This is a genomic window from Pseudonocardia hierapolitana, assembly GCF_007994075.1.
GTDB lineage: Bacteria > Actinomycetota > Actinomycetes > Mycobacteriales > Pseudonocardiaceae > Pseudonocardia > Pseudonocardia hierapolitana.
The window spans coordinates 1,426,479-1,447,786 of record NZ_VIWU01000001.1 but is presented as its reverse complement, the minus strand read 5'-3'; the positions used below and the strand labels follow the sequence as shown (position 1 = coordinate 1,447,786).

General features: G+C 71.6%; 26 protein-coding genes. 17 read left to right on the top strand and 9 right to left on the bottom strand.

Translation table 11 applies throughout. The features are described 5' to 3' along the window. Positions 1–60: 60 nt before the first annotated feature. Positions 61–492, bottom strand: a complete 432-nt coding sequence (locus FHX44_RS07055) for a hypothetical protein (RefSeq protein WP_246170256.1) — start codon at positions 490–492, stop codon at positions 61–63. A 313-nt stretch (positions 493–805) separates the two neighbouring features. On the opposite strand from FHX44_RS07055, the gene FHX44_RS07050 reads away from it, so the two are divergent. Continuing rightward, entirely contained in the window at positions 806–1,099 is a 294-nt protein-coding gene (locus tag FHX44_RS07050) for a hypothetical protein (RefSeq protein ID WP_147254730.1), read from the top strand. Further along, positions 1,099–1,443, top strand: coding sequence for a DoxX family protein (locus tag FHX44_RS07045; RefSeq protein WP_147254729.1), 345 nt, complete (start codon positions 1,099–1,101; stop codon positions 1,441–1,443). The genes FHX44_RS07050 and FHX44_RS07045 overlap by 1 nt, the downstream gene beginning before the upstream one ends. Here the strand turns inward: FHX44_RS07045 and FHX44_RS07040 are convergent, their stop codons facing one another. Then, entirely contained in the window at positions 1,444–2,430 is a 987-nt protein-coding gene (locus tag FHX44_RS07040) for a LacI family DNA-binding transcriptional regulator (RefSeq protein ID WP_147260981.1), read from the bottom strand. 111 nt (positions 2,431–2,541) lie between these two features. On the opposite strand from FHX44_RS07040, the gene FHX44_RS07035 reads away from it, so the two are divergent. From FHX44_RS07035 to arfA, 4 genes are all read left to right on the top strand, one after another. After that, on the top strand, positions 2,542–3,846 hold the full coding sequence (locus tag FHX44_RS07035) for an extracellular solute-binding protein (protein ID WP_147254728.1): 1,305 nt from the start codon (positions 2,542–2,544) through the stop codon (positions 3,844–3,846). A 73-nt stretch (positions 3,847–3,919) separates the two neighbouring features. Further along, positions 3,920–4,855, top strand: a complete 936-nt coding sequence (locus FHX44_RS07030) for a carbohydrate ABC transporter permease (RefSeq protein WP_147254727.1) — start codon at positions 3,920–3,922, stop codon at positions 4,853–4,855. Further along, entirely contained in the window at positions 4,852–5,769 is a 918-nt protein-coding gene (locus FHX44_RS07025) for a carbohydrate ABC transporter permease (RefSeq protein ID WP_147254726.1), read from the top strand. Before FHX44_RS07030 ends, FHX44_RS07025 begins: the two co-directional genes overlap by 4 nt. Before the next feature lie 19 nt (positions 5,770–5,788). Next, positions 5,789–7,312: an arabinosylfuranosidase ArfA gene (arfA, locus tag FHX44_RS07020; RefSeq protein ID WP_147254725.1), complete on the top strand. Its 1,524-nt coding sequence runs from the start codon at positions 5,789–5,791 to the stop codon at positions 7,310–7,312. A gap of 153 nt (positions 7,313–7,465) precedes the next feature. Here arfA and FHX44_RS07015 read toward each other — a convergent pair whose 3' ends face one another. Next, a complete protein-coding gene (locus FHX44_RS07015; protein WP_147254724.1) occupies positions 7,466–7,870 on the bottom strand; it encodes a hypothetical protein in 405 nt (134 codons plus the stop codon). A 204-nt stretch (positions 7,871–8,074) separates the two neighbouring features. On the opposite strand from FHX44_RS07015, the gene FHX44_RS07010 reads away from it, so the two are divergent. Together FHX44_RS07010 and FHX44_RS07005 are read left to right on the top strand one after the other, a co-directional pair. Then, positions 8,075–8,686 carry a TetR/AcrR family transcriptional regulator gene (locus FHX44_RS07010; protein WP_170308804.1) on the top strand — a complete coding sequence of 204 codons (612 nt, stop codon included), beginning with the start codon at positions 8,075–8,077 and terminating at the stop codon, positions 8,684–8,686. A 247-nt stretch (positions 8,687–8,933) separates the two neighbouring features. After that, complete coding sequence (locus tag FHX44_RS07005; RefSeq protein ID WP_147254722.1) at positions 8,934–9,437, top strand: beta-class carbonic anhydrase; 504 nt, start codon at positions 8,934–8,936, stop codon at positions 9,435–9,437. Between the two features lie 10 nt (positions 9,438–9,447). On the opposite strand, the gene FHX44_RS07000 is transcribed toward FHX44_RS07005, so the two are convergent. From FHX44_RS07000 to FHX44_RS06985, 4 genes are all read right to left on the bottom strand, one after another. Further along, positions 9,448–9,774 (bottom strand): hypothetical protein, encoded by a 327-nt coding sequence (locus tag FHX44_RS07000; RefSeq protein WP_147254721.1) that lies wholly within the window; start codon positions 9,772–9,774, stop codon positions 9,448–9,450. Positions 9,775–9,843: 69 nt separating this feature from the next. After that, entirely contained in the window at positions 9,844–10,122 is a 279-nt protein-coding gene (locus FHX44_RS06995; RefSeq protein ID WP_147254720.1) for a hypothetical protein, read from the bottom strand. Positions 10,123–10,235: 113 nt separating this feature from the next. After that, on the bottom strand, positions 10,236–11,924 hold the full coding sequence (locus FHX44_RS06990) for a hypothetical protein (protein WP_147254719.1): 1,689 nt from the start codon (positions 11,922–11,924) through the stop codon (positions 10,236–10,238). Positions 11,925–12,145: 221 nt separating this feature from the next. Beyond that, a complete protein-coding gene (locus tag FHX44_RS06985; protein WP_147254718.1) occupies positions 12,146–12,508 on the bottom strand; it encodes a hypothetical protein in 363 nt (120 codons plus the stop codon). A gap of 139 nt (positions 12,509–12,647) precedes the next feature. Between FHX44_RS06985 and FHX44_RS06980 the strand changes: the two genes are divergently transcribed. Genes FHX44_RS06980 through FHX44_RS06965 form a run of 4 tightly spaced genes read left to right on the top strand, consistent with a single transcriptional unit; the run spans position 12,648 to position 15,323 of the window. Further along, positions 12,648–13,160, top strand: coding sequence for a MarR family winged helix-turn-helix transcriptional regulator (locus FHX44_RS06980; RefSeq protein WP_147254717.1), 513 nt, complete (start codon positions 12,648–12,650; stop codon positions 13,158–13,160). Next, positions 13,157–14,044 carry a DMT family transporter gene (locus tag FHX44_RS06975; RefSeq protein ID WP_147254716.1) on the top strand — a complete coding sequence of 296 codons (888 nt, stop codon included), beginning with the start codon at positions 13,157–13,159 and terminating at the stop codon, positions 14,042–14,044. The genes FHX44_RS06980 and FHX44_RS06975 overlap by 4 nt, the downstream gene beginning before the upstream one ends. After that, positions 14,041–14,646, top strand: a complete 606-nt coding sequence (locus FHX44_RS06970) for a DJ-1/PfpI family protein (protein WP_147254715.1) — start codon at positions 14,041–14,043, stop codon at positions 14,644–14,646. The genes FHX44_RS06975 and FHX44_RS06970 overlap by 4 nt, the downstream gene beginning before the upstream one ends. Further along, on the top strand, positions 14,643–15,323 hold the full coding sequence (locus tag FHX44_RS06965; protein ID WP_212612366.1) for a nucleoside/nucleotide kinase family protein: 681 nt from the start codon (positions 14,643–14,645) through the stop codon (positions 15,321–15,323). The genes FHX44_RS06970 and FHX44_RS06965 overlap by 4 nt, the downstream gene beginning before the upstream one ends. Here the strand turns inward: FHX44_RS06965 and FHX44_RS06960 are convergent. Beyond that, on the bottom strand, positions 15,320–15,559 hold the full coding sequence (locus tag FHX44_RS06960) for a hypothetical protein (RefSeq protein WP_147254714.1): 240 nt from the start codon (positions 15,557–15,559) through the stop codon (positions 15,320–15,322). The genes FHX44_RS06965 and FHX44_RS06960 overlap by 4 nt on opposite strands. A gap of 25 nt (positions 15,560–15,584) precedes the next feature. Beyond that, positions 15,585–16,616, bottom strand: a complete 1,032-nt coding sequence (locus tag FHX44_RS06955) for a LacI family DNA-binding transcriptional regulator (RefSeq protein ID WP_147254713.1) — start codon at positions 16,614–16,616, stop codon at positions 15,585–15,587. A 93-nt stretch (positions 16,617–16,709) separates the two neighbouring features. On the opposite strand from FHX44_RS06955, the gene FHX44_RS06950 reads away from it, so the two are divergent. From FHX44_RS06950 to FHX44_RS06930, 5 genes are read left to right on the top strand one after another with little or no spacing between them, the layout of a single operon-like run. Beyond that, the gene (locus FHX44_RS06950; RefSeq protein WP_147254712.1) at positions 16,710–17,930 is read left to right on the top strand and encodes an amino acid ABC transporter substrate-binding protein; all 1,221 of its coding nucleotides are present in this window, start codon (positions 16,710–16,712) and stop codon (positions 17,928–17,930) included. After that, entirely contained in the window at positions 17,927–18,811 is an 885-nt protein-coding gene (locus FHX44_RS06945; protein WP_147254711.1) for a branched-chain amino acid ABC transporter permease, read from the top strand. Before FHX44_RS06950 ends, FHX44_RS06945 begins: the two co-directional genes overlap by 4 nt. Beyond that, on the top strand, positions 18,795–19,820 hold the full coding sequence (locus FHX44_RS06940) for a branched-chain amino acid ABC transporter permease (RefSeq protein WP_147254710.1): 1,026 nt from the start codon (positions 18,795–18,797) through the stop codon (positions 19,818–19,820). The genes FHX44_RS06945 and FHX44_RS06940 overlap by 17 nt, the downstream gene beginning before the upstream one ends. Further along, positions 19,817–20,557, top strand: a complete 741-nt coding sequence (locus FHX44_RS06935) for an ABC transporter ATP-binding protein (protein ID WP_147254709.1) — start codon at positions 19,817–19,819, stop codon at positions 20,555–20,557. The genes FHX44_RS06940 and FHX44_RS06935 overlap by 4 nt, the downstream gene beginning before the upstream one ends. Continuing rightward, positions 20,550–21,305 (top strand): ABC transporter ATP-binding protein, encoded by a 756-nt coding sequence (locus FHX44_RS06930; RefSeq protein ID WP_147254708.1) that lies wholly within the window; start codon positions 20,550–20,552, stop codon positions 21,303–21,305. Before FHX44_RS06935 ends, FHX44_RS06930 begins: the two co-directional genes overlap by 8 nt. Positions 21,306–21,308 lie beyond the last annotated feature (3 nt).

Here is a 21,308-nt window from a genome sequence, read left to right as displayed (position 1 = left end):
CACACGACAACGGCGCCGGACCCGAAGGCCCGGCGCCGTCGTCGGTGACGATCCTGGAGATCAGTCGTCGATCTCGGCGCTGTCGCCGGACTCGGCCTCCGCCGTGCAGGAGTCGTCGATCGTGTTGTCGCCGTCGGACTCGGCGTCCGTGTCGGCCTCGCCCAGCGCGCCGAGGCCCAGCGCACCGGTCAGGTCGAGCAGAACGTGGGTGCCGTTGAGCGGAACCTGGACACCCAGGACGTTCACCGGAACCTGGTTGTCGCACACGTTCACCGGCACGGCGACGTTGTTGCCGGCAACGTTGATCAGGCCCTTGTTCGAGCCGTCGATGCTGTTGACGTCCTCGATCTTGGTCTTGCCGTGGTCGTCGCCGGCGAAGGCGAGCGGGCTGACCGCGAGCAGACCGGCCGCGGCGGTGGCCACGATGATTCCAGCCTTCTTCAGCACAGTTGTCTCCTGGTGAGTATTCGGATTCAGCCGGAGCTGCTCCAATTCAGAGTCAGCGTCGATGACCGGGGAGCCCTCGCTGACTGTGGAAAAACCTACTGGCCACGGTCGGTCGAAACAAACGACGTACCACCATCTGGTGAATCGAGTGCGCTGCGTTTGGATACGCCCTCTTTCGAGGGACATGCGGATCCGCCTCGAATGCGGCAGGCAAATCTCCTGTCACCCACGGTGATAGTTGATCACTCGGATGTGTGCGTATCTTTTCCGCGTTTGCGGCTGTTCGAATCGACCCGGCGGTCACCTTCGACGCCCGCGGCCCGTCATACCGGTGACCGACCGAGCAGGGGAGGGCCCCATGTCCGTGCAGATCGTCCGCTTCACCACGAGCGCGACCGACGTTCCCGCGGTCGAGGCCGCGATCGAGACGATGGTCGCGGCCATCCACCGCGAGCGGCCGCCCGGCACGCGCTTCAGCTCGTGGAAGCTCGCCGACGGCGTCACATTCCTCAACGTCCTCGAGCTCGAGGACGGGGTGGACAACCCCCTGCTGGGCATCCCGGAATGCCGGGCGTACCAGAAGGAGCTCGCGCGGTGGGTCGCCGAACCGCCGAGGCCGCAGCCGGTGACCGTCGTCGGGGCCTACGCCTGATGCACGCCGCACACGTCGTCGTCACGCTGCTCGCCGTGGTGGCCAACGTCTGGGCCGCGGTCGCGGACCTCGTGCGTGCGAAGTTCGTGCTCGCCAACTCGGCGAGCGTCGGTGTTCCCGAGTCGTGGCTCGTCCCGCTGGGCCTGGTCAAGGCAGCGGGAGCGGCCGGCCTGGTGCTCGGGCTGTTGGGTGTGCCGCTGGTCGGCACGGCTGCCGCGGCCGGCCTCGTGCTGTTCTTCGTCGGCGCCGTTCTCGTCCATGTGCGGGCGCGCAACTACGCGGTGGGTGCGCCGGTCACCTTCCTCGCACTGGCCGCCGCGGCGTTCGGGCTCGGCCTCGCCTGATCACGCGCTCTCCCGCACCACCAGCCGGTGCGGGGCCGTGAGGTGGCGGGGCGGGAGGGTCGGGTCGGCCAGTCGTGAGGTGACCATCTCCAGCGCCGACTCGACCACGAACGCCCTGTCGATCGCCACCGTGGTGAGCGCGGGGGTGGTGAAGCGGGACTCGGGCACGTCGTCGATCCCGACGACAGCCACGTCGTCGGGCACCCGGCGGCCGTGGCGGTGCAGCGCGCTGAGTGCGCCGATGGCGAGTACGTCGTTGGCGGCGAAGACGGCGTCGATGTCCGGGTGCTCGGCGAGCAGCGCGTCGACGGCATCCGCGCCGGGTTGGCGGTTCCACTCGGGCACATCCCGGATCAGTGCGCGGTCTACCGGTAGTCCGGCCGCGCGCAGTGCCTGGGTGTAGCCGAGCATCCGCTGCTGCATCACGGGCAACGGCCGGGCCTTCTTGTAGCCGATCATCGCGATGCGCCGCCTGCCCGATGCCGCGAGGTGGGTTGTGGCCACGGCGCCGATGTCGACGCTGGCGATGGTCACGTGGTCGACCGCTGCCCCACCGCCGTGTTCCCCGATCAGCACCATCGGTGTGTCGTGACGCGGCGCCTCCAGCTCCGAGGGGGGCATCGAGAGTGGGCTGAAGATCAGCCCGTCGGCGAACCGGACGGGGAAGCCGGCTGCCACCTCGCGCTCGCGTTCGATGTCGCCGTCGGTCTGCTCGACGACGACCGTCAGCCCCCGCTCGCGAGCCGCGCTCACGAGCAGGGCCGCCAGGTCGGCGAAGTAGGGCACGTCGATGTGGGGGACGGCGAGCGCGATCGCACCGGTGCGTCCCCGGCGCAGCTGCCGGCCGACCGCCTGCGGGCGGTAGCCCAGCTCCTCGACGTACCGCTGGACCAGGGCGCGGGTCTCGGGCCGGACGTGCACGTAGTCGTTCACGACGTTGGACACGGTCTTCGGCGACACTCCCGCGGCGATCGCCACGTCCCGCATGGTCACCGGTCGTCGCTGCGCACCCACTCCTGCAGTCTCCCCAATCGTCCCCCTTGACAGGCAAACGCCTTCCGGCAAGGGTTTTACCACGATGTAAAGGGGGAGTGGTCGATGACGACCTCGCACCGCCTCTCGCGCCGCACCCTGCTGCGCGCAACGGCCGCCGCAGGCGGCGCCGCCCTCCTGTCCTCGTGTGCGCGGGGGTCGGGGGACGCCGTCGACCTGGCGTACTGGAACTTCTTCGGAGGCAGCGACGGCAAGCTCATGGTGGAACTCGTCAACCGCTTCCGGACGGAAGCGCCGAACGTGCGGGTCACGGACACGACGCTGATGTGGGGCCCGCCGTACTACACGAAGCTCGCGATGGCGTGTGCCGGTGGCCGGGCGCCGGACCTCGCCACGATGCACGGGTCCCGGCTGTCGACGTTCGGCCGTGACCTGCTCGACGAGTGGGACCTCGACGAGCTCGCCGCGCGCGGCGTCTCGCTGGACGAGTTCCCGCAGCCCGTCCTGGACCGGGTGCTGGTCGACGGCCGGCTGATGGCGCTGCCGCTCGACACCCACCCGCTCGTCCTCTACTACAACACCGACATCTGCGAGAAGGCCGGGCTGCTCGCCCCGGACGGCACGCTGGCGCCGATCCACGGTGCGGAGCAGATGCTCGACGCGGGGCGGCGGGCAGCCGAGGTCACCGGTGCCATCGGCATCGCGCTCGGCTCGCTCCACGAAGCGCACATCTGGATGCCGTTCTGGTCGGCGTACCGCCAGCTCGGCGGGCAGATGCGGCTGCCGGACGGTGGCCCGGCCGAGGTGGACCGGGACGCGATGGTCGGTGCGATGACGTTCCTGCGCGACCTGTGCGACGGCACCATCTGCTCACCGAGCCTCGACGGCCAGTCCTCGCCCGCCGCGTTCGCCAGCCAGCAGGCCGGGTTCCTGTTCGTGGGCCCGTGGGAGGTGACCTCGGCGCGCACGGCCGGGATCCCGTTCTCGATGACGCAGTTCCCCGCGCTCTTCGGCGACACCCCGTACGTGCGGGCCGACAGCCACAGCTTCGTGCTGCCGACGCAGGCCCAGGTCGATCCGGCGGCGCGCAGCGCCGCGTACGACATGGCGGTGTCGATGCTGCGCAACAGCCTCGCCTGGGCGGCGGGCGGCGGCCACATCCCGGCGCTGTCCGCGGTGGCCGACAGCCCCGAGTACCTGGCCGAGAAACCGGTGTCGAACTATCGGGAGGCGGCGCAGGTGGTGGAGTTCGACCCGGAGGCCTACTTCTCCGGATCCGGATCGACGTTGATGGCGCGGGCCGGGCAGAGCCTGCAGGGCGTCACGGGGCGGTCGCTCACGCCCGAGCAGGGGGCCGACGACCTGATCGGCTGGCTCGACGACCAGCTCACCCTGGGGAGCCCACTGTGAGCGAGCGTCAGCGAGTGAACCATCGATACAGCGAGCCGGCGAAGCCGTCGACCGAGCGCAGCGAGGTCGTCGGATGAGCGCCGGGACGGTCGCGGCGCCGGGTCGCGTCGAGCAGCCCACCGCCCCGCGGCGAGGGCCGAGCCTCGTGGGCGGGCGCGGCGGGATCTGGTTCGTCCTGCCGTTCATGGCGGTCTACGCCGCGTTCGTGCTGTGGCCGCTGCTCTACGGCCTCGGCATGAGCTTCTTCGACACCAGCCTGGTGCGGGCCGAGTCGCGGTTCGTCGGGCTCGACAACTACGTCCGCCTGTTCGCCGACGCCGAGGTCTGGCGCACGCTGGGCATCACGGTCCTGTTCACGATCGGCAGCACGATCCCGCTGGTCGTGATCGCACTGGTGATGGCGCTGCTCGTGCAGACCGGGGTGCGGGGCCAGTGGCTCTGGCGCTTCGTGTACTTCGCGCCGTTCCTGCTGCCGGTGGCCACGGTCGTGCTGATCTGGCAGTGGCTGTTCTCCGGCGACTACGGCCTGCTCAACGCGGCGCTGACGGGGATCGGACTGCCCGAGGTGGGGTGGCTCACCGATCCGGCCGTGGGCCTGTGGTCGGTCGTCCTGCTCACGGTCTGGTGGACGATCGGCTTCAACTTCCTGCTCTACCTCGCCGCGCTGCAGGCCATCCCGGCGCAGCTGTACGAGGCCGCGGAGATCGACGGCGCGGGCGGATGGCGCCGGCTGTTCGGGATCACGCTCCCGCTGCTGAACCGCACCACCGGGCTGGTGGTCGTGCTGCAGGTGCTGGCCTCGCTCAAGCTGTTCGACCAGGCTTACATCCTGTTCAGGGCCAACGGGGGGCCGGGCGGGTCGGCGACGCCGATCCTGCAGTACATCTACGACACCGGGTTCACCGACTACCGCCTGGGGTACGCGTCGGCCATCTCCTACGTGTTCTTCGTGCTGATCATCCTGATCGCCCTCGTCCAGGCCCGGCTCAGCCGCAGGAGTGAAGCGTGACCACCGCGCCCGACACCGCGAATCCCGCCACCGCCCCCGTCCTGCCCCGAGCCCGGTCGCGGGCCGCCGAGCCGACGGACATCCGGCGCTACACCCCGCTCGCACGGGCGGGGATCATCACCGCGCTCGCGGTGCTGGCCGTGCTCTGGCTGGCCCCGCTCTTCTGGGCAGTGGTCACCTCCCTCAAGCAGGAGGCCGACACCACCGTCGTGCCGCTGGAGGTCGTGCCCGACCGCGGGTTCACCCTCCAGGCCTACGCTTCGGTGCTCGCCAACGGGAACCTCGTCACCTGGTTCGTCAACAGCACGGTGGTCACGGTGGTGATCACGGTGCTCACCGTCGCGCTGTCCGCCGCCGCGGCCTACGGGTTCTCGCGCACCCGCTTCCGCGGCCGCAACGTGCTGTTCGCGCTGACGATCGCCGGGATCATGGTGCCGCCGCAGATCCTGATCGTGCCGCTGTACCGGCAGATGCTCGCGATGGGTCTCGCCGACACCTACGCCGGGATCATCCTGCCCCAGCTGGTGCTGCCGGCGATGGTGTTCATCCTCAAGAAGTTCTTCGACGGCATCCCGCGCGAGCTGGAGGAGGCCGCCCGCGTGGACGGTGCCGGCCAGCTGCGGATCTTCCTGCAGATCGTGCTCCCGCTGTCGCGGTCGATCCTCGCCGCCGTCTCGATCTTCGTGTTCATCCACGCGTGGAACAACTTCCTGTGGCCGTTCATCATCACCTCCGACCCCGGCCTGATGACGCTCCCGGTGGGGCTCGTGCAGGTGCAGAGCGCCTTCGGGGTGAGATACGCCCAGGTGATGGCCTCGGCGATCCTGGCTGGACTGCCGCTGATCGTCGTGTTCATGCTGTTCCAGCGCCAGATCATCCGCGGGGTCGCCACCACCGGCCTCGGCGGAACGTAGGACCCGAGGAAGGAATCACTTGCCCCGCGCACGCCTGACCATCGACCCCGACTTCACGATCGCCCCGGTTCCCCGGCGCCTGTTCGGCTCGTTCGTCGAGCACATGGGCCGCTGCGTCTACACCGGCATCTACGAGCCCGGCCACCCCAAGGCCGACGCCGACGGACTGCGCACCGACGTGCTCGACCTGGTGCGGGAGCTCGGTCCCACCGTCGTGCGCTACCCGGGCGGCAACTTCGTCTCCGGCTACTACTGGGAGGACGGCGTCGGCCCGAAGGAGCAGCGGCCGCGGCGGCTCGACCGGGCGTGGCGGTCGATCGAGACCAACGAGTTCGGTCTCGGCGAGTTCGCCCGCTGGGCCAAGGCCGCGGGCACCGAGCCGATGATGGCGATCAACCTCGGCACCCGAGGCATCCAGGAGGCCTGCGACATCCTGGAGTACGCCAATCACCCCGGCGGCACGAAGTACTCCGACCTGCGCCGAGCCCACGGCAACGCCGAACCCTTCGGGATCAAGCTGTGGTGCCTGGGGAACGAGATGGACGGGCCGTGGCAGGTCGGGCACAAGACCGCTGCCGAGTACGGCCGGCTCGCCGCCGAGACGGCCCGCGCGATGCGCCTGGTGGACCCGAGCATCGAGCTGGTCGCATGCGGAAGCTCCAACTCCCGCATGCCGACGTTCGGCGAGTGGGAGCGGGTGGTGCTCGAGGAGACCTACGACCAGGTCGACTACATCTCGGCGCACGCCTACTACCAGGAGCACGACGACCCGGGCGACTTCCTCGCCTGCGCCCGGGACATGGACACCTTCATCGAATCGGTCGTGGCCACCGCCGACGCGGTGCGCGCCCGCGGCAAGCACCGCAAGCACATCGACATCTCCTTCGACGAGTGGAACGTCTGGTACCAGTCGCGCCACCGCGAGTCGGCGATCGCCAAGGGCGAGAGCGAGTGGGAGGTCGCGCCGCGGGTCATCGAGGACGAGTACTCGATCACCGACGCCGTGGTCGTCGGCACCCTGCTCAACTCGCTGCTCCGCCACGGCGACCGGGTCACGGTGGCCTGCCAGGCGCAGCTGGTGAACGTGATCGGCCTGCTGCGCAGCGAGCCGGGGGGCCCGGCGTGGAAGCAGACGATCGCTCACCCGTTCGAGCAGGTCCGGCGGCGGGCGGCGGGGGAGATCCTGGACGTCCGGGTCCGCAGCGACCGCTACGAGACGCCCCGGTTCGGTGACGTCGACCTGGTGGACGCCTCCGGCACCTGGGACGCCGAGAACGGCCTGGTGTCGCTCTTCCTCGCCAACCGCGACCAGGCCGAGGCGGCCACGGTGGAGGTCGGCGTCCGCGGCTTCGGCGAGCTGCGCGTGCAGCACGCTGCGGTGCTCGCGACGGCGGAGGGTCAGGACCGCCACACGACCAACGACGAGCAGCACCCAGAGCGCGTGAGCCTGCGTCCACTCGACGGCGTCGAGGTCGCGGACGGGCAGGCGACCCTCACCCTGCCGCCGCTGTCCTGGGCGGTGGTCCAGCTGGGCCGCGCCTGATGATCGGACGAACGGCACTCTCGTGCAGCACGATCGGACGAGAGTGCCGTTCGTGCATGGCTCCCGATGGTCAGGCGCCCGGCCAGAGAACGTCGAGCAGATCGAGCCGGCGGTCTCGCTCCACGATCAGACAGGTGACGAGGGGGGCGGCGCTCAGCGCGTCCGGCCGCGGCGCGCCCATCGGCGCAACGCGTCGATGGTGGTGTCCGGCGACGTGTTGAAGCAGAACCTGATCCCGGGCACGAGGTCGACGAGCAGGTTCACGGCGCGCTCGAACAGCAGGGTGTACTCCTCCGCCATCCGCAGGCCCGCGCCGATCACCACGACCTGGACGGGGTGAGCGGCGACGGTCTCGCGGATCTTCTCCTCCGCGTCGTCCGGGTCGTCGGAGGTGAGCCGGCACGGCACGATGTCGAAGCCCGCCTCGCACAGGGCCGCCTCGCCCGCCTCGATCCGGGCCGCCAGCATCGACTCGTCGATGCCCGGGTAGCGGCTGAAGTCGATGGCGCTCGGATGCATCCCGAGCGACAGGACGGTGTCCGCCGTGGTGGTCGTCATGGCAGTGCTCCTCTCGGTCGAAGGGAACCGTCGTGGTGTGGGTCTCCTGGCGTGACCGTGAGGCGTTCAGAGCGTTCTGATGGTCGCCGTCATGGCCATGTCCTCGTGTTCGAGCGGCATCGTTTTCTTACCGCCGTAATATTTTACGGCCGTAAGATAAACGGCGGCGCGGGACGGGTCAAGGCGGAGGCGGGTGGAGCTCGGGTGCCGAAGAAGGTCGATCACGAGGCGCAACGCCGGCGGATCGCCGAGGCGTTGTGGCGGGTCGTCGGCCGGGGTGGGTTCGAGGCCGTGAGCATGCGCGACGTCGCCGCGGAGGCCGGACTGAGCTCGGCGCAGCACTACTTCGCCAGCAAGGACGAGATGCTGCGGTACGCGCTGGAGCACATGGTGGAGGGCGCGGCCCGGCGCATCCACGACCGCGTCGCAGGCGCCGGGGGGAACGCGTCGCCCGGCGCCGTGCTGAAGGACGTCATCACGGAGGTACTGCTGTCCGGGGAGCAGTACCGGGACCAGGCACGGGTGTGGGCGGGCTACGTGGGGAAGGCGGCGGTCGAGTCGCAGTCGGCGCGGCTGTACCAGAAGGTCTACACCGAGTTGGGAGACATCGTCGCGGACCTGCTGCGGGCCGCACGGGACGCGGGAGAGGTGTCGGCCGCCCTCGACCCCCGAGGCGCCGCGGTCAGCCTGCTCGCCCTCGCGGACGGCCTGACGCTGCACGTCCTCGTCGGCCTGCGTTCCCACGAGGAGGCGCTCGCCGCCCTGACCGCGCACCTGGACGGCCTGCTGCGGGCGGCCGGCGGCGCGCCCCGGTGACGACCGGCGCGGGCCACAGGTTGTCGGAGGACCGGCGGATCCTGCGGCAGGGGAGCTCAACCTGAGCGTGCGTCAGCGCATCCCGATCCCGGACGGCACCGGGACCGTCCAGGTGCACGATCCGGAGACGATCACCCGGACCCGCGTGCACCTCGGGCAGGTGCGGCGGCAGCGGCGAGCGTGAGATCGCCCCCAATCCGGTGGCTCGACCCCGGCCGATCGGCGCGCGACGTGGTTAATTGTTGCCGTGAGCGCCGAGGAGCTGATCAAACGGTACGAGGCGGGCGGCGGGCGGCTCGCCGCGGCGAGCGCGGAAGGGCTCGCGGTCCCGCCCTCCCTGCACACGGCCATCGTGACGTGCATGGACTCGCGGATCGACGTCTTCGCCCTGTTCGGGATGGACATCGGCGAGACGCACGTGCTGCGCAACGCGGGCGGCGTCGTGACCGACGACGTGATCCGCTCCCTGACGATCAGCCAGCGCAAGCTGGGCACGCGCGACGTGCTCCTCGTCCAGCACAACGGCTGCGGCCTCGCCACGTTCACCGACGACGAGTTCTGCGAGGAGCTCGCCGAGGAGACCGGGATGCGGCCGTCCTGGCGCACCCATGCGTTCCGGGACCCGGCGGAGAGCGTGCGGCGCGACGTCACCCAGCTGCGCCACGACCCGTTCCTGCACCCGGACACCCGCGTCCGCGGGTTCGTGCTCGACATCCACGAGGGCGTGCTCGACGAGGTCGTCGTCGACTGAACCCGGTCGGTCAGGCCTTCTCGCACGCGATCGTGATCTTGAGGGTCTCCGTCTCCCCGGTGAACTCGGGCTGCACCTGGACCCCGGTGCCGTCGGCCCGCTCCCGGGCCTCGTCGACGAGGTCCTCGTCGTTGACCCACCAGTCCTTCATCTGGTCCTCGTTGTGGCAGGTGACCTCGACGACGTCGTCCTCGACGTCGGGGACGATCCTCGGGTCGCCGTGCACGTAGGTGAGTTCCCACGATCGGCTGACCGCGTAGGTGTCCGAGTCTGCGGCGGCCACGCCCGGTACGAGGAGGATCGGGCAGGCGGCGAGGAGCAGGACGATCGTGCGCATGGCCGGCCCCCACTCGTGTCTCAACCACGGTTCGCACTTCATTGTGACCCGCGTTACATGAGTAGGGCCTCAGCGGATCACCACGCCCGGCGTGTCCTGCGGGGGTGGCGCCTCGTGCCCGGTCATCGCGCTCCCGGTGCCGATCAGGACGAACGCCGCGACCGCCACCGCGAGCGCGATCGCGGCCACGGTCCACCCCCCGCGCGAGGCCCTGCCGTACTCGCCGCCCGGACTGCCTGCCGCAGCGTCCAGTTCGTCGGGTCCTGGCGGGCCGCTCCGTTGCGCGGGGACGTGCACCCAGTGCTTCGGCGCCCCGGACCAGTGTTGGTAGGGGTCGGGCGTGGCCACGTCGGCTCCTTCTCTCGGCGCTCTGGCCGGATGCTGTTGTCGTTCGCATCCGTAGTCGCGCGGCCGCGTCACGGTGTCACAGTGTGGCGCCCGTGTCACCCGATGGTGTGGTGTCAGGGGCGGGCGAGCCGGGCGTCGCACTCGACGCGGGGCTGGGCGCCGGTCGACGGCGCCCGCAGTGCGGCGCTCACGCGGCCCCGCCACCGGCTCGTCTCCCGCCCCGGCGTGCCGCATCGGGACAGCGCGAAGAGCGCCAGCTCGCGGTGGGCAGGCACCTCGACGCGCTGCAGATAGCGCATGATCTCGTGGCTTGCCGCCCGTCCGGAGCGGCCCCGCACCCACGCCGTGAGCTCGGCCTCGGCCACGTCCTTGGGCAGGCCGGCCATGCGTACGCACACGTATTCAATGTCCTCGTCGGCGAGCTCACCGACCAGCGGCGCGTGCACTCCCCGTTCGACGAGCAACTCCCGCACGGCCCAGATCCCGATCGGCGTGAGGGCGACCAGGGTGGGGTCGGGGTCGTCGCGCCCGGCCAGCGCGATGAGCTCGGCCATGTCCTCGCCGTCCTCCACACCGGGTGTCTCCGAGAGGTGGACGGCGCCGAGCAGCTCCAGCGCGTCGAGCAGTGCGGTGACGTCGCGGCGCCACAGCCGGTGCTCCACATCGCCCGCGAGGTCGTCGACGACGCAGCCCATGCGCTCGTTCACGGTGTCGCGCACGGCCCGGTGGAACCGCTCCACCGGGATCGGCTCGCCGCCTGCGGCGTAGAGCTGGTACAGCAGGATCGGGTAGGCCTCGCCGAGGCTCATCCCGAACAGCGACGGCGCCCCGAACACGTTGCTGCCGCCGAAGTGCTCGCCGATCCCGCCGACGGCCTCGAACGCGCGCTTCCACAGCTCGATCGGCCGCGAGAGCAGCGGTGCCGCGCTGCGGACCTGGACGAGCCGCCCGCGCACCACCCTGACGAGCCGGGCCTGCCGGGCCCAGTGCAGGAGCAGGCTGATCTCGGGCATGTCGTCGCTGGTGCGGGCCCGGTCGCGGGAGAAGTGGTCGAGGTCGAGCGCGTCGGCCACGGCGCGGGCGTCGGAGAGCAGCAGCCGTCCCTCGCGGGTGAGCGCGCGCCCCGCGCGTACCCAGCGCGTGAACGCGCGCAGCCGGGCGAGCGCCACGGAGGAGTCGGCGGCCGCGAGCATCTGCGCCGCGCTCGGCGGCAGGACCGGCGGCAGCTCCGGCTGCGGCGGCTCCTGCCTCTCGTCGGCGTGCCGGCGCTGGATCTCCTCAAGCGCCGCCCGGTCGATCTCCAGCTCGCCCGCGTGCACCTGCTGCAGGAACCGCGCGACGGCCGCCGGATCGGCGGTGGGCACGCCGTGGCGCAGCATCTGCACGGCCCAGAACGTGCCGAGGTCGTGGTTGCGCTCGTCGTCGAGCGCGTCGTGGAGCGCGGGCGTGGAATCGCGGACCTGCTCGTGCAGCTCGGCCGCGGGCGCCGAGCGCGAATCCAGCCACTCGTGGTCGTCGAGGAAGCCGATGAGGGCGTGCAGAGCGGTGGGGACGGCGTCGCGGTCGTCCTCCAGCAGCGCGACCGTACGCGGGAACCACACGGCGAGCGCGTCGGCGACGTGGCGTCTGGTCCAGTGCCCGAGCCGGCCGTCGACGCTGTGTTTGTGGTCGAGGGCCGCTGCTACCAGCGACGGCTCCACCGCAATCCCTCGCCTGCGGGCCCACGCGACGATGTGCAGCCGCAGGCGGTCGCGAACGGCGGAGTACTCCTCCAGATCGTCGGGGCCGAACACGAGTCGCACTCGGCCCACCTTGGCAGGCCCGGAAGTTCCCGATCGAGGGGGGTCGGGCAAAAGATCGCCCGGCCGCGTGACCTCGGCTGACGCGACGCCCGCCGGTGGGACCGTCGCCGTCATGGCCCTCGCCGGGCAGTCGCGGCGGCCGCGACGAGGCCGCGCGAAGATCCGCAATGCCCGGGCGTACATGGCTGCCTGCGCAGCGATGCACGCCCGACACGCGCGTTCTACGAGCCGCCCTCGCCCGGCGCGAGGGTCCGCCGCACGCCCAGGTGGCCGCACGCCTCCAGCGCTGCCTCCCACTTCTCGGGATCGACGCCGTCGGGCGCCGGTGGCGCGCTGCGGCGGGTCATGGGCGCGCCCTGCTGGTCCGGCTGGCCCGGGCCCGGTCCGGTGATCCTCGTTCCCCCCTGTGGGGCCGGCATCCCCTGCTCCGTCATGCACTCGGCGAAGGCGTCGGCCGATGCCGTCGTGGCCGGGGCGGTGGCCGGCGCAGCGGGGTCGCTGCCGCCGCACGCCGTCAGCACGACCAGGCCGGCCGCGGCGAGGGGCGCGGGGAGCCACCGACGACCGGTCCGCAGTTCGAACATCTCGTTCTCTCCTGATCCGGCCGCGGTCCCTCGCTGCGGCCGGGGCCGACCTTGGTGGCCGAAGCTGGGAACGAGCTGTCGATGCGATCAGGGCGAGCTGGGCGTTGACGGACATATGACTTCGTTATATAACTGAGTCATGTGTTCTCGCACCGCCAACCTCCTCGGCGCACTGGGCATCGCCCTCGCCGACGCGCAGACGGCCGAGCTGGCGGCGTCGTCCGGCCTGGCGCCGACCGACGCCGCGGCGCTCAACGCGGTCGGGGTGGCGCCCGGTTGCAGCATCGGCGCGGTGCGGATCGCGCTGGGGATCACGCACCCCGGCACCGTGCGCACCGTCGACCGGCTCGCCGCGGCCGGGCTCGTCGAACGCCGCGCTGGGGTGGACGGCCGCACGGTCTCGCTGCACCTCACGGCCGCGGGCGAGGAGGTGTGGCAGCGGCAGGCCGACGCCCGCATCGCCTGGCTGGAACGCACGATCGGGCGGCTCGCGCCCGCCGAGCGCGCCGACGTCGAGCGGGTCGTCTCGGCGATCCTCGCCGCGGTCACCGGCGACGAGGAGTCGGCCGAGCACATCTGCCGGCTGTGCGACGAGTACCGCTGCCCGCAGGACCGGTGCCCCGTCACCCTCGCGATCGGGACGAGCGGATGAGGGCGGGCGGGCCGGTCCTGATGGTGGCGAGCGCCGCCACCTGGGCGGCCGGGCTGGTCCTCACGAAGGTCGCGCTCGACGTCACCGGGGCGGCGCCGGGCTCGGTGCTGGTGGTGCAGCTGATCGCCTCCGTCGGCGCGCTGGCCGCCGCCTGCGCCGCCACCGGCGCCCGGCTCGCGGGGGCGTGGAGGCACGGGTGGGTCGGGCTGCTCGAGCCCGGGATCGCCTACCAGTTCGCCCTCGCAGGCCTCGCGCTCACCAGCGCCGCCAACGCGAGCGTGCTGGGGAGCCTCGAACCGGTGATGGTTCCGCTCATCGCATGGGTGCTGCTGCGGGAACGCCCGCGGCCGCGGCTCCTCGTCGTGATCGCCGGCGCGACGGCGGGTTCGGTGCTGGTGGCGTTCTCGGCCGACGGTGGCAGCGGCTCGTGGGCGGGCGACGGCATGATCGTCGCGAGCGTCGCAGCGGCCGCGCTGTACGTCGTGGTGGCCTCGAGGCAGGTCGCGGCCGTCGAGCCGCTCCCCGCCGCGCTCACGCAGCAGGTGTGGGCGCTCGGCTTCGTGCTCGTCTGCCAGCTCGCGCTGGGGGGTCCGCTGCCGTCGGCGACGCCCGGACAGCTGCTGCTGATCGCCGCGGCCGGCATCCTCAACTACGCGCTGCCGTTCTGGCTCTACCTCACCGCCCTCACGCGGATGCGCGTCGCGCGGGCGGCGACCTACCTCACGCTGATCCCGGTCTTCGGCGTGCTCGGCGCGGTGCTCGTGCTGGGGGAGCGGGTCACGTGGCTGGATCTGGTGGGCGGTGTGCTCGTGGTGGGCAGCCTCATCGCCGACGCGCGGAACGCGCCCGCCGACGACGAGATGGTGGAGGTGCACAGCCGGTGACCACGTACGGGATCCTCGTCTTCGACGGGGTGCAGGAGCTCGACTTCGTCGGACCGTGGGAGGTGTTCCACGGGTCCTCCCGGCGCCGGGAGCGCGCCGACACGGTGGTGCTCGTGGCGGAGCGGCCCGGCTTCGTCCGCTGCGCGGGCGGTATGCGGGTGCTGCCCGACCACACGTTCGACGATCACCCGCCGTTGGACGTGCTGCTCGTACCCGGCGGTGCCCACTCGCGCATCGAGGCGGAGATGGCCAATCCCGCGGTCACGGACTGGATCACGGCCGCGGCCGCGAGTGCCGGGTGGGTCACCAGCGTGTGCACCGGCGCGTTCCTGGTGCGTGCGGCGGGGGTGTCGCGCGGTCGCCGGGTGGCCACCGAGCGGGCGCTCGAGGACGAGCTGGAGCGGCTCGGCGACATCACGGTCGTGCGCGACGCCCGCTACGTCGTCGACGGTGACATGGTGTCCAGCCAGGGCGTGTCCGCGGGGATCGACATGGCGCTGTGGCTGGTCGGGCGGCTCCACGGGCGTGACCACGCCCGCGCCGTCATGCGGACGATCCAGTACGAGCCCGCCCCGCCGTACCTGGCCGACGAGCCGGCATGACGAGCACGGACATGAAGGCCGAGCTGCTGGGCCGGCTCGCGCGGATGGTGTGCGGCCGCCCGGCGGAGCGCACCGTCCGCGTCGCGATCGACGGTCCCGACGCCGCAGGGAAGACCACGCTGGCCGACGACCTGGCCGAGGTCGTGCGCGCATCCGGGCGGCCTGCGCTGCGCGTGAGCATCGACGACTTCCACCGGCCGCGCCACGAGCGCTACCGCCGAGGCCCGCTCTCGCCGGAGGGGTACGTCCGGGACTGCTTCGACTTCCCGGCCCTGAGACGCCTCGTCCTGCACCCGCTCGGACCAGGTGGGGACGGCCGGTTCCGGCCCGGTCTGCGGGACCTGCGCACCGAGGAGGCCCACCGGGGACCGGCCCGCGTCGCACCGCCGGACGCGGTGCTCGTCGTGGACGGGGTCTTCCTGCTGTCCGCCGAGCTGGCGGGGTGTTGGGAGATGTCCGTGTACCTGGACGTGAGTCCCGCGGAGACGCTGCGCCGGGCTCTCGTCCGGGACGTCGAGCTGTTCGGATCCGCCGATGTGGTCCGGGAGCGCTACCTGCGCCGTTACCTGCCCGGCCAGCAGATGTACCGGGGCACCGTGGACCCGGTGCGGATCGCCGACGTGGTCCTCGGGTACGACGACCCCGCTGCGCCGGTCGTTCTGAGGTGGTCGGACTAGCCGCGCGCTTCGCGGAGCGCCGCGTCGAGGAACGCACCGGCTTCGGCGCCCCGCAGGATCTCGTGCGCGGACCTGAGCGCGTGCACCACAGCGGCCAGCGGGTCCGGGTTGGCGGCCTGGTGCAACACCCGGAGCGCGCGACCGGCGGCTGGAACGCGCTCGGCCTCCGGGCGCTGGAGTGACCGGCGGATGAGCAGGTCGGCCTCCCGGCCGAGCACCGCACGACGCCTCCCCACGGCCTAGTGCCTCCGGCGGGGAGCACTAGCGAGCTGCCGGGCCCGTCGAGTCGCGCACGATCAGCTCGTGGCCGGTGTTCTTGCGCCGCCTGCGCGCCGACGGGGGTTTGAGCGCCATGGTGAGCGCCAGCTCGCCCATCTCGGTCATCGGCAGCCGGACGGTGGTGAGGCTGGGGGCGAGGTCGGCCGCGACGGCGACGTCGTCGATCCCGGCCACGGACATCCGCCCCGGCACGGAGATCCCCCGGGCGCGCAGCACCGACAGCACCCCGATCGCCATCAGGTCGTTCAGCGCGATGAGCGCGGTGAGGTCGCCGTGCTCGGTCAGCAGCTGCTCGGCGCCGGAGGCCCCGCCGTTGCGGGTGAAGTCGGTGTGCAGCACCGGCACGTCGTCGAGCGTGAGCCCGTGGGTGGCGAGCGCCTGCCCGACGCCGCCGAGCCGGTCGGCCACGGTCGTGAGGGCGGGGGGACCGGCGATCACCCCGATCCGGCGGTGCCCGAGCTCCAGCAGGTGTGCGGCCGCGGCGGCGCCCGCCGCTTCGTTGTCGGGGCGCACCGCGTCGGCCGCGAGGTGGTGGCGTCCGATGACGGCCACCCGCCCCCCGGTCTCCTGGAACGCGGTGAGCACGGCGTTCGACTCCGCCTGCATCGCGGGCTCGATGTAGCCGGACCCGGCGACGATGATCGCGTCGGTGCGGTGGGCGATGAGCGTGCGGATCTGGTGCAGCTCGTTGCGGGGGTCGCGCCCGGAGTGGCAGATGTGCACGGAGAGCCCGCGCTGGGCGGCCACGCCGATCACCCCGCTCGCGATCTCGGCGAAGTACGGGTCGCCGATCTCGTGGACGATCAGGCCCACCGTGGACGTCGCGCCGCCTGCGAGCGTGCGCGCGTGGACGTTGGCGACGTAGCCCATCCGCAGGGCCACCTCGCGCACGTGCGCGGCGACGGCCTCGCTCACGCCCTCGCGGCCCGCGAGCGCCCGGGACGCCGTGGCGATCGACACGCTCGCACGTGCCGCGACGTCGGCGAGGCGTGGCGCCGACCGGGGCTTGGGCATCGTTGCCTCCTTGCCAGCTCGCGGGGTCGAACGTAGTCTACGCAAACGCTTACGAAAGCGCTTACGTTCCTCGACGAGGAGGAGTTCCCCACGATGAACGCCCGCACCGCCCTTCGGCTGGGATGCCTCGCCGGCGTCTCGGCGCTGGTCCTCACCGCGTGCTCCGGCGGAGGTGGGACGGGCGGCGGCGACACGTCCGAGCCGATCACGGTCGGCATCTCGCTGCCGCTCACCGGGGATTTCTCCGAGCCCGGCAAGGGGGTCCAGCGCGGGTACGAGGCGTGGGCGGCCGCGGTGAACGCAGGTGGCGGCCTGCTCGGCAGGCAGGTCGAGCTGCGCATCCTCGACGACCAGTCCAACGCCGACCGGGTCGTGGCCGACTACGAGCAGCTGATCGCGCAGGACCAGGTCGACCTCGTGTTCGGGCCGTTCTCCACCCGCCTCGTCGTGCCGTCGGCGCGCGTGGCGCAGGAGTACGGGATGTTGTTCGTCGAGCCGGCGGGCGCCGCGGCCCAGGTGTTCGAGCAGGGCTTCGACAACCTCTTCTACGCCGCCCCCGCCGTCGCGGACGACCACTACAACCACCTCGCCGAGACGATCATTGCGATGCCCGAGGGGGAACGCCCGCGCACGGCGGCGTACGCCGCGATGGACGACCCGTTCGCGCAGGGCACGGCCTACGGGCTGAAGGCCAAGCTGGAGGCGGCAGGCATCCAGACGGTGGTCGACGAGGTCTACCCGCCCAACACCACGGACTTCTCCTCCATCGCCGCGCAGATCGCCGACTCGCGGGCCGACATCGTGGTGGGCGGCACCCAGTACCAGGACGCGGTCAACCTGATCGTCGCGCTGCAGCAGCTCGCCTACCAGCCCAAGCTCGCCGCGTTCACCACGGCGCCGACCAACCCGGAGTTCTCCGCCGCGATCGGCGGGGCCACCGAGGGCATCGTCTCGCCCACCGGCTACACGCCGGAGGCGCCCTACCCGTCCAACGTCGACTTCGTGCAGCGCTACACCGCGCAGTTCGGCAGCCCGCCCACCGAGGACGAGGCGAACGCGTACACCACCGGGCAGGTCGTCGCGGCCGCCGTACAGGCCGTCGGATGCGCCGAGCAGGGCGACTGCCAGCAGCGGCTCATCGACTGGCTGCGCACCAACACCGTCGAGACCGTGGTCGGCCCGCTGAACTGGGACGCCCAGGGCAGGCCGCAGAGCGCTCACCTCATCCAGCAGTACGTCGACGGCCAGATCCGGATCGTGCTGCCGAAGGACACCGCTGAGGCGGAGTTCACCTACCCGAAGGCCACCTGGTGACCGGATCACTCCTCTTCCAGAGCCTGCTGCTCGGCATCCTGCTGGGCGGGCTCTACGCGCTGCTGGCCGCCGGGCTCACGCTGTACTTCGGCGTGATGCGGGTGGTGATGATCGCCCACGCGGCGTTCCTGGTGCTCGCCGCCTACCTGGCGTGGGACGTCCACCAGCGTTTCGGCATCGACCCGCTGCTGTCGCTGGTGGTCACCGTGCCGCTGTTCTTCCTCGCCGGCGTCGGGTTCCAACGGCTGCTGATCGCCCGGTTGCGGCCTGCGACGGTGACCATGATGTCGGTGCTGCTGACGTTCGCGGTGGCACTCGCCATCGAGGGCATGCTCGGGTTCGTCTACTCGGGCACCCAGCGGCGTGTGCAGCTGTCCTACAGCGCCGCGAGCATCGAGGTCCTCGGCGCCCAGGTGGCGGTCGTCAAGCTGATCGCGTTCGGGCTGGCCGCGCTGTCGCTGCTCGCGCTGTACCTGCTGCTCACCCGCAGCCGGTTCGGCCAGGCGCTGCGCGCGACTATCCAGCACCCGCAGGCGGCGCGGCTGATCGGCATCGACACCGACAAGGTCGCCGGCTACGGCTTCGGGCTGGGCCTGGCCACGGCCGCGGTCGGCGGGGCCGCGCTCTCGCTGGACTCCACGATCTACCCGTCGCTGCACTGGCACTGGATCGGTCCGCTGATGGCGATCATCGTGGTCGGCGGGCTGGGCAGCATCCCGGGTGCCGCGATCGCCGCGATGGTCCTCGGGATCGGGCAGAGCCTGCTCCAGCTGCCGCTGGGCACCACGTGGGCGCAGACGGTGTTCTACCTCGCGCTCTTCGCCACCCTGCTGGTGCGCCCGCAGGGCTTCTTCGGAGGCCGCCTTGCCCAGCGCTTTTAGTCGTCACGACGTTTCTCGGCTCGGCGCGCTCGTCGTCGGCGCGGTAGCGGTGCTGTCGTTCCCGCTCTGGAGCCCGAACCCGTACATCCTGTCCGCGGGCATCGTCGTGCTGTCCTACGCGGTGCTGTCCACGTCGTGGAACTTCGTCGGTGGGTTCACCGGCTACATGTCCCTCGGCCACGCCGCCTGGTTCGGCCTCGGCGCATACGGCACCGGCCTGCTGATCGTGCGGGCCGGTGTGCCGAGCTTCCTCGCCCTCGGGCTGGCCGGCGTGATCGTCGCGGTGCTGGCGGTGCCGATCGGCATCGCCGCGCTCCGGGTCCGTGGGGCGTCGTTCGTGATCGTCTCGATCGCGCTGGTGCTGGTGCTGCTGCTGGTGTTCCAGAGCTGGCGGGACTTCACCGGCGGATCCGACGGCCTCGTCGTGCCGCGGCCGTTCCCCGACCTGCTGCGCCCCGAGCACCACGCCGTCTTCTTCTACCTCTTCGCCGCGCTGCTGGCCGTGGCCCTGCTCGCCTGGTGGACGATCGACCGGTCGCGCTTCGGGCTGGGGCTCAAGGCGATCCGCGAGGACGAGGACAAGGCCCAGTCGCTCGGCGTGCCGACCTTCGCCTACAAGCTCGTCGCGTTCGTCGTGTCGGCCACGTTCACCGCGCTGGGCGGCGGCCTGTACGCGCTGTGGTTCGGCGACCTCGACCCGATCTTCCAGTTCTCCATCCTGATCGGCTCCTACATGGTGCTGATGGCGCTGCTGGGCGGCGTGCGGCACCTGTTCGGGCCGATGCTGGGCGCGCTGGTCGTCGGTACCGCGATCGAGTACTTCAAGGTGTTCTACGGCGAGACCCAGTTCCACCTGGTCGCCACCGGGCTGCTGCTCGCGGTCGTGGTGCTGTTCATGCCGGACGGCGTCATCCCCGCCGTGCAGGGGCTGCTCGCCCGGTTCCGGCCGCAGCAGAGCTCGATCCGCGAGGTCACGGCCGCGGAGCTGCGGGAGCAGGTGAAGCTGTGAATTCAACGACGAACATCGCGACGACCGGGCTCACCAAGTCCTTCGGCGGCGTGCGCGCCGTCGACCACGCCACCGTCGAGTTCCAGGACGGGAAGATCAACGCGGTGATCGGGCCCAACGGCTCGGGCAAGACCACGTTCTTCAACTGCGTCACCGGGATGATCCGTCCCGACTCCGGCACGGTGAGCTACCGCGGGCGGGACGTCACCGGCAAGGCGCCCCACCGCATCGCCGCAGCGGGCATCGGGCGCAGCTTCCAGCTGTGCCGGATCTTCCCCCGCATGACGGTGCTGGAGAACGTGCTGGCCGCCGCACGCCCCCGCGGCGTCGCTGCGCTGCTCGGCTCGGCGCGGGGCACGGCGGAGATCGAACGGGCCCGCGGGTGGTTGCGCCGCGTGGGCATCGACCACCTGGAAGGCGTCGAGGCCCGCGACCTGTCCTACGGGCAGCAGAAGCTGCTCGAGCTGGCAGGCGTCCTGATGGCGGAGCCGGAGACGATCATGCTGGACGAGCCGGCCGGTGGCGTGAACCCGGCCCTGATCGACCGGATCGCCACGCTCGTGCGCGAGCTCAACGCCGAAGGCCGAACCTTCATCGTCGTCGAGCACAACATGGAGCTGGTGATGAGCCTGTCCGACCACGTGGTCGTGTTCGACCGCGGGCGGCCGATCGCCGAGGGCCCGCCGGACACGGTCCGGGCCGATCCCGCGGTGCTGGAGGCGTACCTCGGTGTCTGACCAACCACTCCTGGAACTCCGCGACATCGAGGCCGGCTACGGCCGCGCCGCCCTCGTGCTGCGCGGGCTGTCGGTGAGCGTGCCCGCGGGCACCGTGGTCTGCCTGGTCGGGCCCAACGGTGCCGGCAAGTCGACCGTGCTCAAGGTCGCGAGCGGGCTGCTCGCGCCGCGCTCGGGTGCCGTCCGCGTCGCGGGGCAGGACGTCACCGGCCTCTCCCCGCAGCGCATGCTCGCCGCGGGCGTGGCCCACGTGCTGCAGGGCCACAGCGTGTTCCCCGAGATGACCGTGGCCGAGAACGTCACGCTGGGGGCGTACACGGTCGCCGACAAGGCGCGGGTCGCCGAGCGGATCGCGTTCGTGCAGGACCTCTTCCCGGTGGTCCGCGAGCGCTGGCGCTCGCTCGCCGGGCTGCTGTCGGGTGGCCAGCAGAAGCAGGTGGAGTTCGCCCGCTCGCTGATGGTGAGCCCCAAGGTCCTGCTGCTCGACGAGCCGTCCATGGGCCTCGATCCCAAGGCCACCGCCGTGGTGTTCGAGCAGGTCGTCGCCATGCGCGAGGCCGGGCTCGCGATCCTGCTCGTCGAGCAGAACGCCCGGCGCGCCCTGGAGACCGCCGACCTCGGCTGCGTGCTCGACCTCGGCCGAGTGCACATCAGCGGTCCCGCACCGAAGCTCCTCGCCGACCCGCAACTCGCCGAGCTGTACCTCGGCGGCCGTCCCACCGTGACGTCCGAGAACCGACTCTCCTAGGAA